Genomic DNA, 13,850 nt, shown 5'->3' on the forward strand with positions numbered 1-13,850 from the left:
GCTAAAATTAAAATGACCGGACAATATCCATTTCTAGATATTTTAATGCATGCTTATTTTAATCAGGACTTCGATATAATATCAGGTCCCGAGCTTGATGATGTTATCAATGATTTTCTTCATGTCGCAACTCTGGGAATGATAAAAGGGTTAATAGAAGAAATCAATGATCTTATTGACATTTCCGAAGATGTAGAGAGTACATTTGATTATCATTACCATGATGCTGACGTTCTCCCAGAAGTATGGAATATGACAGCACTTGAATTTTTAGAGCATGTATCAAAAAAAGCACAGGATTTTTTAAACGAGCATACTGAAAAAGATGAGTAATTAAGGCATTCTGAATTTAACGGTAAACAATACTATATACTAACAGCATTCCCAAAATTTGATTAAAATTTGTGGAGAAGAAAATGGAACTAAATCGTTTAATGTACGCCTACTTCAATCAAGACTTTGATATAATATCTGGCCCTGAGCTTGATGATGTCATAAATGATTATCTTGACACTGCAAATGACAAGATGAAAAGAGAACTAATAGAAGAAATTGATTCTTTTATCCATAACTCAAAAAATGTAGAAGAAGAGTTTAAACTTGTCTATTCTGATTCTGATTTTGATCCTGATTTATGGGAAATTACTGCATTAGATTTTCTAAATCATGTATCCAAAAGAGCACAAGATCATCTAGATAAAAATAAATAATTACAGGATTTTTAATTCAAAAATAAACAAGGAAGTTTAATCAATAAGAATAGTTTATATATTTCAAGCAATTCTATTGATTTCGATTACTAGGAGATCGCAATAATATGAAAGGCCAAAATTAAAATGACCGGACAATATCCATTTCTAGATATTTTAATGCATGCTTATTTTAATCAGGACTTCGATATAATATCAGGTCCCGAGCTTGATGATGTTATCAATGATTTTCTTCATGTCGCAACTCTGGGAATGATAAAAGGGTTAATAGAAGAAATCGATGATCTTATTAACATTTCCGAAGATGTAGAGAGTACATTTGATTATCATTACCATGATGCTGACATTCTCCCAGAATGGTGGGGTATGACAGCACTTGAGTTTTTAAAGCATGTGTCAAATAAGTCACAAGATTATTTAAACGAACATACTGAACAAGATGAATAGTTAAAATATTCTTAAATAAAAAAATAAACAAAGAGGTTTAATTCAATGGAAAAAGAAATAGAAAGAAAATATATCGATGATTTAATACTGACTTATTTTTATCAAGATTATCTGTTATTTGGTGAAACAATAGATGAAATAGTAACTGATTATCTAAACTGTCAACAGCCAATAACTATAATAAGTTTAATAAGAGAGATTAATAATTTCATTCGTAATTCTGATGACGTAGAAAAAGACTTTCAGAGCTTGAATTACGATGAATTTGTTCCTGAATTATGGGACACCACGGCGTTAGATTTTCTAAATCATGTATCCAAATTAGCACAAGAATATTTGGATAAAGATGACTAATCATAGTAATTTTTAATGTGACAGTAAATAAAGAGGTTAAATATAATGGACATGAGAGAAAAATGGCTGTACATAGATAAGATGAAAAATGCTGTTGAGAAGAATGATTATGAATCATTTCAAAGAATATTCAATGAGCTGCAAGGAAATTATCTTAATATTGCACCACTAATGTTATTAAAAAATATTAATAATCTTATCCTTGGTGCTAGCAATATAAAAGGATGTTTTAGAACTCATTATTATGGCGCAGCTAATCCACAGTTATGGGACACTATTTCCGCCGTATTAGAACATCTGAATGAGTCATCTAAAATAATGCAAAGTTATATAGATAAACACCATGAAAAGGATAAATAAATCAACCTTGAATCTATAGAATATTCAAATAAAAAACGCTTTTGAAGGTAATTAATTATATATTATACTTTAAAAGCGTTATTTATTAACCAAACCTTAAAAACATTAATTACAAACAAATTCATTTTGTCGTCAATAAAAACAAAGATATACATGTTATTAAAGATATTTATATAATATCCATAACATAATACTTAGATTATTTCACCTTTAACTAGAAGAAATTATAGAAATAACAACAAAAACATTATAAACATTCCCATAAAATATGAAAAAAATTTGCTTTTCATTCAGTTTTTCTTTACTAATACTGGTTCATTTTATATTTAATTTCTTAATATAAAACTTTAAATGAGAATATTATGCAAAAAATTACATTAATTACGGGCGGATCACGCGGCATTGGTCACGCAACGGCTTTTTATCTGGCAGAGAAAGGGCATCACATTTGCATTGGCTACCACACTAATCAAGATCAAGCTCGGGAAGTCACAGAAATCATCCATAATATCGGCAGTAAAGCCATCGCCATTCAGGTCGATGTCGCTGATGAAAAACAAGTTGTAGAACTCTTCCAAAGAACTGATGCCGAACTCGGATGCATAACAGGTTTGGTAAATAACGCCGGAATACTTAAACCACAAGCATCGATTGAACAATTAACCGCTCTTCGCTTGCATGATATTTTTGCCACCAATGCCATAGGCAGTTTTCTCTGTGCACGGGAAGCGGTTAAAAGAATGTCTTTCCGACATGGAGGAAAAGGTGGCTCAATTGTCAATGTTTCATCCGCAGCATCCCGACTGGGAGCACCGCACGAATATATAGATTATGCCGCATCAAAAGGAGCGATCGATACTTTGACTATTGGTCTGTCTCTGGAAGTGGCAGATCAGGGAATTCGGGTCAATGCCGTTCGTCCTGGATTCATTTATACCAATATGCACGCCGATGGTGGCGAGCCAAATCGAGTTGATCGGGTGAAAAACTCCCTCCCGATGAAACGCGGTGGACAACCGAAAGAAGTTGCACAGGCTATCGCCTGGTTGCTGTCGGATGAAGCTTCATATGTAACCGGAAATTTTATTGATCTGGCCGGAGGGAAATAACATTTAAAACAAGTAAATATTGAGCTGAATTTACCAATAACCAATATATGGACACATGGAAAAGAAACCAGAAGAATGAAAGATAGCCCATATTTTCAATTGTCTCTAGTCAATATTCACGATGTACTATTAATCAGTATATACCCTATGAATTTCAAGATGCATCGCGACGGCAAGGGAGCGAATCCCCGGGAGCATAGATAACTATATGACCGGGGTGATCGAGTGCAGCCAACAAAGAGGCAACTTGAAAGATAACGGGTATAACTATTATCCCACTAAAGGTGACTGTATAAACGGTCACCAAACTCAATAATAAAATCACTACGAATTTGATTAACCCAACCTGCAAAAAACAGACCTCGAAATAACAATCACAAAAATATCGGCTGGATCACACTTTAAATAACAAACCATTCTTCCCAACGAAAAGTACCAGCGAACCTTCCGAAAATCTATTCAAGAAACGCCGTTATAAAGCTTCAATTAAGAAACACAAAACAAACATTAAATTAACATTTCCGTGCCAATATTGATTATCTTATATCAAGACAGGCGCTTTTTATGACGACTGTGAGGTAGACATGAAACCAGAAGATTTTCGCGCCGACAAAAAACGTCCTTTCACCGGTGAAGAGTACCTGAAAAGCCTTCAAGATGGCCGCGAAATTTACATTTATGGCGAACGCGTAAAAGATGTCACTACCCATCCCGCATTCCGCAATTCTGCTGCTTCAATCGGTCAGTTATACGATGCCCTGCATGCCCCGGAAACCCATGATACCCTGTGCTGGAATACCGATACCGGCAACAACGGGTATACTCACAAATTCTTCCGCTTTGCCACCAGTGCGGATGAGCTGCGCCAACAACGTGATGCTATCGCTGAATGGTCACGTCAAACCTATGGCTGGATGGGCCGTTCACCTGACTATAAAGCGGCTTTCGGTAACGCACTCGGCGCATTCCCTGAATATTATGGCCAATTCGCTGATAACGCCCGTATCTGGTACAAACGTATTCAAGAGGCAGGCGTCTACTTTAACCATGCCATTGTTAATCCACCCATCGATCGCCATAAACCCGCCGATCAGACACGTGATGTCTATATTAAACTAGAAAAAGAAACTGATGCCGGTATCATCGTCAGCGGCGCAAAAGTGGTAGCAACTAATTCAGCTCTGACTCACTATAACTTTATCGGTTTTGGCTCCGCACAAATCATGGGGGATAACCCTGATTTCGCCCTGATGTTTGTCGCACCAATGGATGCGGAAGGCGTGAAACTGATCTCCCGCGGCTCCTATGAATTGGTAGCAGGTGCGACAGGTTCCCCGTTCGATTATCCCTTATCCAGCCGTTTCGATGAAAACGATGCGATTCTGGTGATGGATAAGGTACTTATTCCTTGGGAAAATGTCCTGATTTACCGTGATTTTGACCGCGCACGCAACTGGGCAGTTCAAGCGGGTTTCGCCAATCTGTTCCCATTACAGGCTTGTGTACGGCTGGCAGTGAAACTGGATTTTATTACTGCCCTGCTACAAAGGAGCCTGGAATGTACCGGCGTAATCGAATTCCGAGGTGTTCAGGCTAACTTGGGTGAAGTGGTTGCATGGCGTAACCTGTTTTGGTCACTGAGTGACGCGATGTGGGCAGAAGCCAAACCGTGGAAAGGCGGCGCTTATATGCCGGATACTCAGGCAATACAAACTTATCGCGTTATGGCACCAACAGCCTACACTAAGATTAAGAATATTATTGAAAGTAACGTCACCAGTGGCCTAATTTATCTACCATCTAGTGTACGTGATATGCATAACCCAGAAATTGATAAATATCTGGCCCGGTATGTTCGGGGTTCCAACGGTATCGATCACGTTGAACGTATTAAGATTTTAAAACTGATGTGGGACGCCATTGGCAGTGAATTTGGTGGCCGTCACGAGTTGTATGAAATCAACTATGCCGGTAGCCAGGATGAAATTCGGATGCAATGTCTGCGCCATGCTCATGGCTCCGGCAATATGAAAAAAATGATGGATATGGTTGATCGCTGCCTTGCCGATTATGATCAACATGGCTGGCGTAGACCACATTTATACAACAATAGCGATATTAACCAGTTAGATAAGCTGCTGAAATAATCGGTAGCAGGAGGCCAATATGTCTGTAGAAAATGAACATCGCCTGCGTTTCAGGGATGCGATGGCGAGTCTGTCAGCAGCGGTGAATATCGTCACCACCGATGGCCATGCCGGATGCTGTGGCATCACTGCCACAGCGGTATGCTCAATCACCGATACGCCACCCACGCTGATGATATGCCTTAACCGCAGCAGTGCTATGAATACCGTTTTTCAGGAAAATGGCCGCCTGTGTGTAAACATTTTAAACCATGAACAAGAATTGATGGCACGCCACTTTGCCGGTATGACCGGAGTCAGCATGGAAGAGCGTTTTCGCTGGAATATCTGGCAGACAGGGCCATTAGGTCAACCGGTGTTAACCGGCACCCTCGCGAGCCTTGAAGGTGAAATTGAACAGGTTCAAGAAGTGGGGACGCATAACGTGTATCTGGTTCAGATTAAACATATCACGGTAAGCGAACAAGGCCACGGCCTCATCTATTTCAAGCGTAATTTCCGTCCAGTTATGTTGGAGATTGAAGCTGCCGCAGTTTAACTGCCTCTCCACCAGGCAGTGATTGTTCTTCCACTATTCGGGCCTCAAACGGCCTGAATAGCACTCCTTTGTCAATGCCTCCATCCAGCCCTTTGCCTGATCATTTTTAGCATTCACTTGATGAATATACTATTAAATTCAATATAAATATCTTTATGTTAGTGTGATCAGCCACCAGGAACATATTTTAACCATATAATAATCTACTGCCCTCCGATCACGTAAATAAAGTACATAAGGAAATCACTTTAGCGACAAATCATGTCACTGAACGTCACTGTACATTTCCGAGTGTATTTCAACCAATAATAACTAATCAGAGGCAATTAACTATGAATAAACCCGCATCCATCGGTTTATTACAACAACCCAAGCCGTTCTTTATGATTTTCTTCGTCGAGCTTTGGGAACGATTCGGCTACTACGGCGTACAAGGCGTTCTCACTGTCTATTTTGTACAAAAATTGGGATTTTCCCAGGAACAAGCGTTTATTACCTTCGGGGCATTTGCCGCGTTAGTTTTTGGTTTGATCTCTATTGGCGGCTATGTAGGTGACCACTTACTGGGAACTAAACGAACCATTGTGTTGGGTGCCATTGTGCTGGCAATTGGCTACTTTATGACGGGCCTTTCTATCCTACACCCTAATTTAATTTTCTACGCATTGGGAACGATCGCCGTTGGTAACGGCCTGTTCAAAGCCAACCCAGCCAGCCTGCTGTCTAAATGCTATCCCCCCAAAGATCCTCGTCTGGATGGGGCTTTTACGCTATTTTACATGTCAATCAACCTCGGCTCGCTGTTCTCACTCGCTCTCGCTCCCGTTATTGCGGAAAAATTTAGTTACGCCGTTACCTACAATATCTGTGGTATTGGTCTGATTATCGCGTTGTTGGTCTATATTTTCTGTCGTAATACCGTGCGTAATATTGGTTCTGAACCAGACCATCAACGAATCAACTACAAAAACCTATTTCTGGTCGTGGCAGGAAGTGTTGTGATGGTTTACGTCTGTGCATGGATAATGCACAACGTAAAAATAGCCAATATTATGCTGATTACCCTATCTGTCATCGTGGTGTTTATCTTCTTCCGGGAAGCACTCAAACAGGATAAAGTTAGCCGTAACAAAATGTTTGTTGCTTTCATTTTGATGCTTCAAGCTATTGTGTTCTTCATCCTATATGCTCAGATGCCAACTTCTCTCAACTTCTTCGCCATCCACAACGTTCACCATCAGTTGCTTGGTTTTGATATCAATCCGGTCAGCTTCCAGGCCCTTAACCCATTCTGGATCGTTGTTGCCAGCCCAATACTCGCCGCGCTATACACTCACTGGGGCGCTAAAGGTAAGGACCTGACAATGCCGGCTAAATTTGCGGTGGGTATGTTCCTATGCTCTTTAGGTTTCCTGACCGCCGCCGCTGCCGGTTTGTGGTTTGCTGATGAACAAGGTTTAACTTCTGCTTGGTTTATTGTTCTGGTTTACCTCTTCCAAGGCGTCGGTGAATTGATGATCGGTGCGTTGGGCCTGGCAATGATTGCGGCTCTCGTTCCTCAGTACCTAATGGGTTTTATTCTGGGGATGTGGTTTTTAACTCAAGCAACTTCCTCTTTACTCGGCGGCTATGTCGCAGCCCTTACCGCCGCACCGAAAGGTATTACTGACCCATTGCAAACATTACCACTCTATACCAGCGTATTCGGCAAAATTGGGATTGCTACCTTCATTGTCGCTATCATTATGGCGGTCACCGTGCCGGTACTGAATCGTATGATGAGTGAAAAACAAAAAATATGATTTAACCTCTGCAAAAAGATGCCTACAGTCTACGCTGTGACTATCAATAGGATATAAGAACAGGCCGGAAACGGCCTATAGCGGATGATATTTCAACAGACCAGCGAAGATGGCTACCACCAGTTATTCGATGAAGAGAAATACACTTGTACACAATTTGGAAACTGATGGCTAAAGGCTATAAGCGTGCGATTTTTCTGGCAAAAATCGCACGTTTAACTTATTTATATACCGGAAGCCAGCCGAACTGAGTCATGATCCAGACGACAACATTGGCAATACCAAACAACAAGACCAGAATAATCGGTAGTACGCCGCCGCGCAGACGCCATGACATAGTGACGAAACGCTGTCGGGCGCGCAACGCCACCAGTGCTGGGGTAAACACCGCCCATAAGGTAGCAAGCAAACCGGCGAAACCGATAGCGTAGAGAAAACCATCAGGAAACAACAAGGAAAAGGCCAGCGGCGGGCCAAACGTCAGTATGACAGTTTTTAACCGTTGCAAAGGAGCATTGCCCCAGCCCAGACGGTCAGCAAGGTAATCAAACAACCCGAGTGTGACGCCCAGAAACGAGCAGGCTACAGCAAAATGGGAAAAAACCTCCAGCAACACATTAAGGTAAGGGATATGCAGCATCGGCCTCAAGGTGCTAATCAGCGCTTCCACATCACCACCGCGTGCAGCAATCGCCGGGAAATCATGGCGTGATATATTACCCATAGTGCCTGTCAGCCAGATCAGATAGATTGCCAAAGCTAGCAATGTGCCCAACAACAATGACCCCACCACCCGTCGCACATCCTGGCGATAATACGCCACCAGCCCGGCAATGTTGCCGTGGAAGCCAAAGGAAGCCAGACAAAACGGCAGGACCATCAGTGTGTAAGGCAGGTAACTGGCATGGTGATCTACGGCATTGAAGAGTTTCCCCGTGTCTACCTGCTTCAGCAATCCGCCAAAAAGGGAAAAGAAAGTGATAAGTTTCGCTCCCAGGCACAGCAGGATCATTCTTCCCACCATTGCAGTACCAAACCAAACCAGCACAGCAACACAAAGCGTGAATAGTACCTTTGCGCTGCCTACGGAGACGTTCAATCCAAAGCTGTTCAGAGAATGCTTTAGTACCGGCCCACTGGCCGAAATATAAGCATAGGCGAGAATACCGAGTACAAAGGCAATGCTCAACCCGTTAATGATGCTCCATCTTCTGCCAAGCAAATCGCGGGTTAAAGTGTCGTAACCCGAACCAAGAGGGTAGTTGAGGTTCGCTTCCAGAAATAGTAGCCCGGACATTAGCATACTTCCCCAGGCGATCAGCAACAGCACGCCTGACCAAAAATACCATGCGCCAGCCATAACAATTGGCAGGGTGAACATACCGGCACCGACAATGGTGCCGCTGATAATCATAGTGCCCCACAACATAGAGGGCGCCCGGCGTGATGTAAATATCTCGGCCATATGTTTTCCGTTTAAAGGCCGACGGCAGCAGCAGGTTGCGTCGTCGGCAGTATTAAATGCGCACAATTACTACGAGTGATTACCCAGCAGGGAAGCGACCGCTTGAGCCAATGCCAGCAACTTCACATCGTCACCCGGCAAACCCTCCAATGATAACCCGACAGGCAGTTGCCCAGTAGGCACCACCGGCAGAGTGATACTGGGCACCCCCAAATTACTGGCTAAGTCGGTATTGCGCACCAACTGCTCAAAAATACCTTCACAACTGGCTTGATCATGACGTGGTGTGGCACAGGTCACCGTTGGAAAGACCATAGCATCCAGTCGATGTTTTTCAAAAGCAGCCCTCCAGGCATTACGCAGCTTACCAATGGTCATCAACCCTGTCAGATAGTCACTCCACGAGAGGGGAGCTTGCTCCAACTGATTAAGCAAAATACGGCGCACATGCTCATCCTTAAGCTGTCCCAAGATCGAAGTGAAACGTTCTTCTAAGCCATGAGCCAGTAGAAAACGCGGGAAGTCGATAAAAAATTCATAAAAGGGTACAGGGAACTGAATTTCAGCATTCATCTCCCCCCAGTGACGGTCATCCACCGGCACCAACGTAACACCGGCCTCAACCAGCCTTGCCAACGCCACACGGCACGGTTGTTCCACGCTTTCATCCAACCCACTCCACAGAAACGCTTCAGACACGCCAAGACGACGAGGCATGACAGGTAAAGGAACGGTCCCCCTCATCAACTGCGCATCAAGAAACGCAATATCAGCGACCTGAGGGGCAATAAACCCCGGGGTATCTTTGGTATGAGATACTGGGACAATGCCGTCTGTGGGGTAACGCCCCGTGGAGGGACGAAAGCCTGCCACACCGCACAACGCCGCAGGAATGCGCACTGAGCCGCCGGTATCCGTGCCTACTGAAAAGGCCACCACCCCAGCAGCGACAGCGGCAGCACTGCCGCCGCTACTGCCGCCTGCAATATGCGCTTCACTGCACGGGTTGAGTACATGGCCCCAGGTGCCGTTGCATGAAGTGACACCGAAGGATAGCTCGTGCATATTGTTCTTACCAACGAGCTCCGCACCTAGCACTTTCAGCCGGGCGACAATATCAGCGTCACTCGAGGGGAAGAAATCCGCAAGGCCAGGAGTACCCGCTGTGGTAGCGAAACCGACAGCATTAATATTGTCCTTACAGGAAAAAGGCAATCCGCACAGCGGCAGGAGGCCATCTGCTTGTTGGCTCATACTGCCGCCAAGCCGTGCTTCATCCAGCGCGATAAACGCCTTCTGATGACGACTGCGCTGGTACTGTCGCAATCGTTTTTGACGGTTTTGCCTGAAACCATGCGGTGACATATTCATGGCCGCCTCAGCGGCCAGTAACAAAGAAGGGTTTATCATCATCGTCTCTTCATGGGGTTAATAATGATAATGTCGGGACATATTCTCTAGCGGATTGTCAGCCAGTAACCTGCCCCCCAGACTGTGGATCACTGCACAAGCGGCATTAATGCCAGTTTGTACCGCACCTTCAGCCCAACCGCCAGTAAAGGAGCAACTGCAACCCGCCAGGTACAATCCTGTGTCGGTTGCCTTATCTCTGGCGCTCTGAAACTGATAAAACAGCGCTTCCGAATAACGTTCATCGCCAGGATAATTGAGCTTAAAGGCACCCAACGCCTGAGGGTCCGTCAGCCAGTCATATTCAAGAATATAACGAGAATCACCATTCATTGGCATCAAGTAACGGGCAAAATCAGGGGCAGTCTGAGCCAGCTCGGAAACCAACCGCTTCAACCTTGCTGCTTTGTCCTGCAAGGTTACCAGCTTGTGGGAATCATCCTCCCAAGTGTAGCTGATCAACACCACGCCATGACCATCCGGGTTATCTGGCTGATAGTCCAAGCAATAAACCCCTTTAACCAAAGTATCAGAAAGTATGGTGTGTGGCAGCCCCTGTTTTAGCCAGAACTTGTCGCGAGTCAGCACAAATAGCTTGGAAGAACCGATCAGATGGGTTTCATTGACGGCACGTATCACTCCGGCTGGCAACAACCCACGATCGTGTATCAATTGCAAATTCACCTGCATAGCACGAGTGGAAGTCGTGACAATAACGCGATCATTGACGGTGACATTCCCGTCAGCGCAGTAGACAAGGAAGCCGCCTTCATCAAGGCGCTGGATTTTCGTGACCTTCTGATAGCAAATTCGTTGCGCCAGCGACTGGCCGTTAAATTTACTGGCAGCCAGCCTGTCGGTTAAGGTAGAAATCCCCGCCGGTACAAGACGCTGGTCATCTTCCAGACCGTTAACCACCAAACGTAAAATTTCAATAAAAGCTGCTCTAAAAACCGGCTGAAACCCACCAGAACCAATGCCCAGCGAACCAAACAAATGGAAATCCTGCGGTTTCCGCCAAGCTTCTCCTCCGGGTGGGCGACGGCCGGTAAACAACCGAACCAGTGCGGAATAGAAGCAACTGTCGCCAAAGTTATCCAGATAGATCTGCCAAGCCTCACGCGCATCTGTAAGACGACCTTCAATCAACGCCTGGGTAATGTCGTGAGGCGCTGTCAATCGAGTTCCATCATCCAATTCCGCACCTTCGGTCAAAAAGGCTTTCCAGCCCCGATCGACACGTCTAAACAGATCAGGCGGCATGGAGCCGGCACTCCAACTCATCGCTTCACCTTGATAATGAATTTCCGTATCAACAATACCGGGATCAGGAAAGGTGACCGCAGTGTCGATAGCAAACTTTTCCAGATAATGGAAAAGGCCGACTTCAGTAGGAGGAAAACGCATTGCACCCATTTCAGCGATATATTCCGGCATATCAGGATCGAACACTTGGCTGAACAGACGGCCGCCGTGGCGACCAGGCTCAGCCTCGTAAAGCGTTACATGGTTAGCCCCAGCGCGTAGCAATTCATAAGCAGCAATAAGGCCGCTTAAACCGGCTCCTACGATTGCGATCCGACTGTCAGCTACTTCCTGTGACAGTTGGCCCGCAGACCCAAAGTTTTCCGCCCGAATGAGGAAGGAGCCATAATCGTAAAGCAAGTCAATATAGGGGAAAACGCGCAGGCGATCCCCGGAGGTAGTTAATGTTTTCATTATAGAATTTAGATAATTAGTTGCAGACTGTCCAAAGGGCGTTGAGGGTTAACTAATACAACTTTTCTGGCTGTGATTTTCCATTCGCCATTTAGCAAACGAAAATGATGTTCGGTTTGTGCAGCATAATGCCTCTCATTGTCGCTGCGGGTTTCGGTGTAAAGTACCTGGCTGACGCTCCGTGCATCACTGGCGCCGGTTTCACAGAAAATCTGCGGCCGCTGGATAACATGGTGTGAGCGGCTACGTGGTTGCTGCGAGAAATTCCGGGCGTTATTGAGACGGTTAATACGCAGCCGCGTCAAGAAATGATCCTCATACAACAACGATGATGCCGTTAGGGGACTATCCTGATTGCGACTCAGCGGCATCCAGAAAATGTAATCGTCGGCAAGCAGGCTCAACCATGTGTCGTAATCTTGTTCGTCCAGCAGCCAAGCTTCTCTGTAGATGAGATCCGTGAGGATTTCAGCAACATTGTTATTATGCATATTCCATCTCCATCATTTTTTGCCACATGGCGTAAAAGTTACGCATTGCGACTTCACTGGTGCCCGATGTGATGGCCGTTTGTGACCAGCTTTCACCATGTTCGTAGAGACGTGCCACATTAACCCACTCACTGGCTTGGCTTTTCAGACCTTCGGTGGCGCGTTCATACATCTCTACGTCGTCATGTGCGACCATGGAACAAGGAGAGTTGATTAGATTGTTGTACTGTACAGTCCTTTCCAGCATCGCCTGAGGAGCACCAACCAGCTCAAAAATCCAGGATTCCACCACTGTTTCATCCACAGCGATTGGCTGGATGATGCGTAACGTTTGAATTGGCCCTTTTACCATCAGGTTTGGAAAATAGACGGTGTTGTGACGGGTGTCGCCCAGAATCTGAGCTGCCTTTGTCTCCCCGTAGCTGGCAACCATTCGCTCCCAATAACCAGGAATGGCGGAATAATCTTTATGGATGGAGTTGCTGACGCCAGTATGACCATGACCGTTGGGCCAGACACGGATGCCCATATCAGCAAAAAAAAGCGTGTGAAGCCATGAATGGCGAAAATAATTCCACTGCCATTGGCTGTGTGGCCTGTTTATCAACATTTTCCCACAACTTGACCGCTTCACCTGCCGATGACTCATGGGCCACCATAGGGTGGCAAGTGTCGGTTTGGTTATCCACGACCATCTTCCAGTTACAGCGGTGACGGTGACGCAAAGGTAAACCAACTACGCGCAGAGATCCTTCTGGAGAACGATCGACCATGTTATCCAACGTTGACAAAGAGTCGCCAAAGAACGTTTCAAAAGGAAGCCCTTCATCACTTAGACGTACAAAGATAAAGCCTCGGTAATTAACCACGTTCGGTACTCGTTGCATCCCTGCACTCGCCTCGCAGGCGGCGAAAGTACAGGTGGAATACTCTTTTTTCACCGGAATGCTCAACAGCTCGCCCGAAGTCTGAAACGTCCAAGCATGATAGGGGCAACGTAGAAAACGCCCGGTATTCCCTGCTGGCTCTGCCAACACTTTAACCCCTTTATGCGGGCAACGGTTATAAAGAACAACAATCTCGCCATTCTTCTGACGTATCGCAGCCAACGGCTGCATCGCGATTGTAGTAGTCAGATAATCTCCTACTTCCGGGAGTTGGCTGTCATGGCCAAGATAGCTCCAACAGGAAGCAAAAATATATTTTTGTTCGGCAGCAAAGATTGTTTGATCGAGATAGACGGATTTATGAATCTCTCCGCCTTTAAACCGGGGATTTTCGTTCATTTGTTATTATGA

15 protein-coding genes are annotated in these 13,850 nt (G+C 44.9%); 9 read left to right on the forward strand and 6 right to left on the reverse strand.

Annotated elements, in window-relative coordinates:
* The 9 genes from EAE91_RS10980 to dtpB all read left to right on the forward strand — a co-directional run.
* The coding region (locus EAE91_RS10980; RefSeq protein ID WP_244868786.1) for a contact-dependent growth inhibition system immunity protein at positions 1-333 on the forward strand (333 nt) is incomplete at its 5' end.
* 83 nt (positions 334-416) lie between these two features.
* Positions 417-710, forward strand: a complete 294-nt coding sequence (locus EAE91_RS10985) for a contact-dependent growth inhibition system immunity protein (protein ID WP_214054355.1) — start codon at positions 417-419, stop codon at positions 708-710.
* 126 nt (positions 711-836) lie between these two features.
* Entirely contained in the window at positions 837-1,157 is a 321-nt protein-coding gene (locus EAE91_RS10990; RefSeq protein ID WP_214088536.1) for a contact-dependent growth inhibition system immunity protein, read from the forward strand.
* Between the two features lie 45 nt (positions 1,158-1,202).
* On the forward strand, positions 1,203-1,511 hold the full coding sequence (locus EAE91_RS10995) for a contact-dependent growth inhibition system immunity protein (protein ID WP_214088537.1): 309 nt from the start codon (positions 1,203-1,205) through the stop codon (positions 1,509-1,511).
* A gap of 45 nt (positions 1,512-1,556) precedes the next feature.
* Positions 1,557-1,871, forward strand: a complete 315-nt coding sequence (locus EAE91_RS11000) for a hypothetical protein (protein ID WP_214088538.1) — start codon at positions 1,557-1,559, stop codon at positions 1,869-1,871.
* A gap of 362 nt (positions 1,872-2,233) precedes the next feature.
* Positions 2,234-2,980: an SDR family oxidoreductase gene (locus tag EAE91_RS11005; RefSeq protein WP_214088539.1), complete on the forward strand. Its 747-nt coding sequence runs from the start codon at positions 2,234-2,236 to the stop codon at positions 2,978-2,980.
* 584 nt (positions 2,981-3,564) lie between these two features.
* Positions 3,565-5,127, forward strand: coding sequence for a 4-hydroxyphenylacetate 3-monooxygenase, oxygenase component (gene hpaB / locus EAE91_RS11010; RefSeq protein ID WP_214088540.1), 1,563 nt, complete (start codon positions 3,565-3,567; stop codon positions 5,125-5,127).
* 19 nt (positions 5,128-5,146) lie between these two features.
* A complete protein-coding gene (hpaC, locus tag EAE91_RS11015; RefSeq protein WP_214088541.1) occupies positions 5,147-5,665 on the forward strand; it encodes a 4-hydroxyphenylacetate 3-monooxygenase, reductase component in 519 nt (172 codons plus the stop codon).
* A gap of 332 nt (positions 5,666-5,997) precedes the next feature.
* A complete protein-coding gene (gene dtpB / locus EAE91_RS11020; RefSeq protein ID WP_214088542.1) occupies positions 5,998-7,467 on the forward strand; it encodes a dipeptide/tripeptide permease DtpB in 1,470 nt (489 codons plus the stop codon).
* Between the two features lie 220 nt (positions 7,468-7,687).
* Here the strand turns inward: dtpB and mtr are convergent, their stop codons facing one another.
* The 6 genes from mtr to EAE91_RS11050 form a co-directional block, all read right to left on the reverse strand.
* On the reverse strand, positions 7,688-8,932 hold the full coding sequence (mtr, locus tag EAE91_RS11025; protein ID WP_214054367.1) for a tryptophan permease: 1,245 nt from the start codon (positions 8,930-8,932) through the stop codon (positions 7,688-7,690).
* Positions 8,933-9,001: 69 nt separating this feature from the next.
* Positions 9,002-10,342 carry an amidase family protein gene (locus EAE91_RS11030; protein WP_214088543.1) on the reverse strand — a complete coding sequence of 447 codons (1,341 nt, stop codon included), beginning with the start codon at positions 10,340-10,342 and terminating at the stop codon, positions 9,002-9,004.
* Positions 10,343-10,360: 18 nt separating this feature from the next.
* Positions 10,361-12,061: an NAD(P)/FAD-dependent oxidoreductase gene (locus EAE91_RS11035; RefSeq protein WP_214054369.1), complete on the reverse strand. Its 1,701-nt coding sequence runs from the start codon at positions 12,059-12,061 to the stop codon at positions 10,361-10,363.
* An 8-nt stretch (positions 12,062-12,069) separates the two neighbouring features.
* Positions 12,070-12,552 carry an aromatic-ring-hydroxylating dioxygenase subunit beta gene (locus EAE91_RS11040; RefSeq protein ID WP_214054370.1) on the reverse strand — a complete coding sequence of 161 codons (483 nt, stop codon included), beginning with the start codon at positions 12,550-12,552 and terminating at the stop codon, positions 12,070-12,072.
* The gene (locus EAE91_RS11045) at positions 12,545-13,186 is read right to left on the reverse strand and encodes an SRPBCC family protein (protein ID WP_214088544.1); all 642 of its coding nucleotides are present in this window, start codon (positions 13,184-13,186) and stop codon (positions 12,545-12,547) included. The genes EAE91_RS11040 and EAE91_RS11045 overlap by 8 nt, the downstream gene beginning before the upstream one ends.
* Positions 13,083-13,838: a Rieske 2Fe-2S domain-containing protein gene (locus EAE91_RS11050; protein WP_214088545.1), complete on the reverse strand. Its 756-nt coding sequence runs from the start codon at positions 13,836-13,838 to the stop codon at positions 13,083-13,085. Before EAE91_RS11050 ends, EAE91_RS11045 begins: the two co-directional genes overlap by 104 nt.
* Positions 13,839-13,850: the final 12 nt, after the last annotated feature.

This window comes from Photorhabdus noenieputensis (genome assembly GCF_018448935.1).
GTDB classification, from domain to species: domain Bacteria; phylum Pseudomonadota; class Gammaproteobacteria; order Enterobacterales; family Enterobacteriaceae; genus Photorhabdus; species Photorhabdus noenieputensis.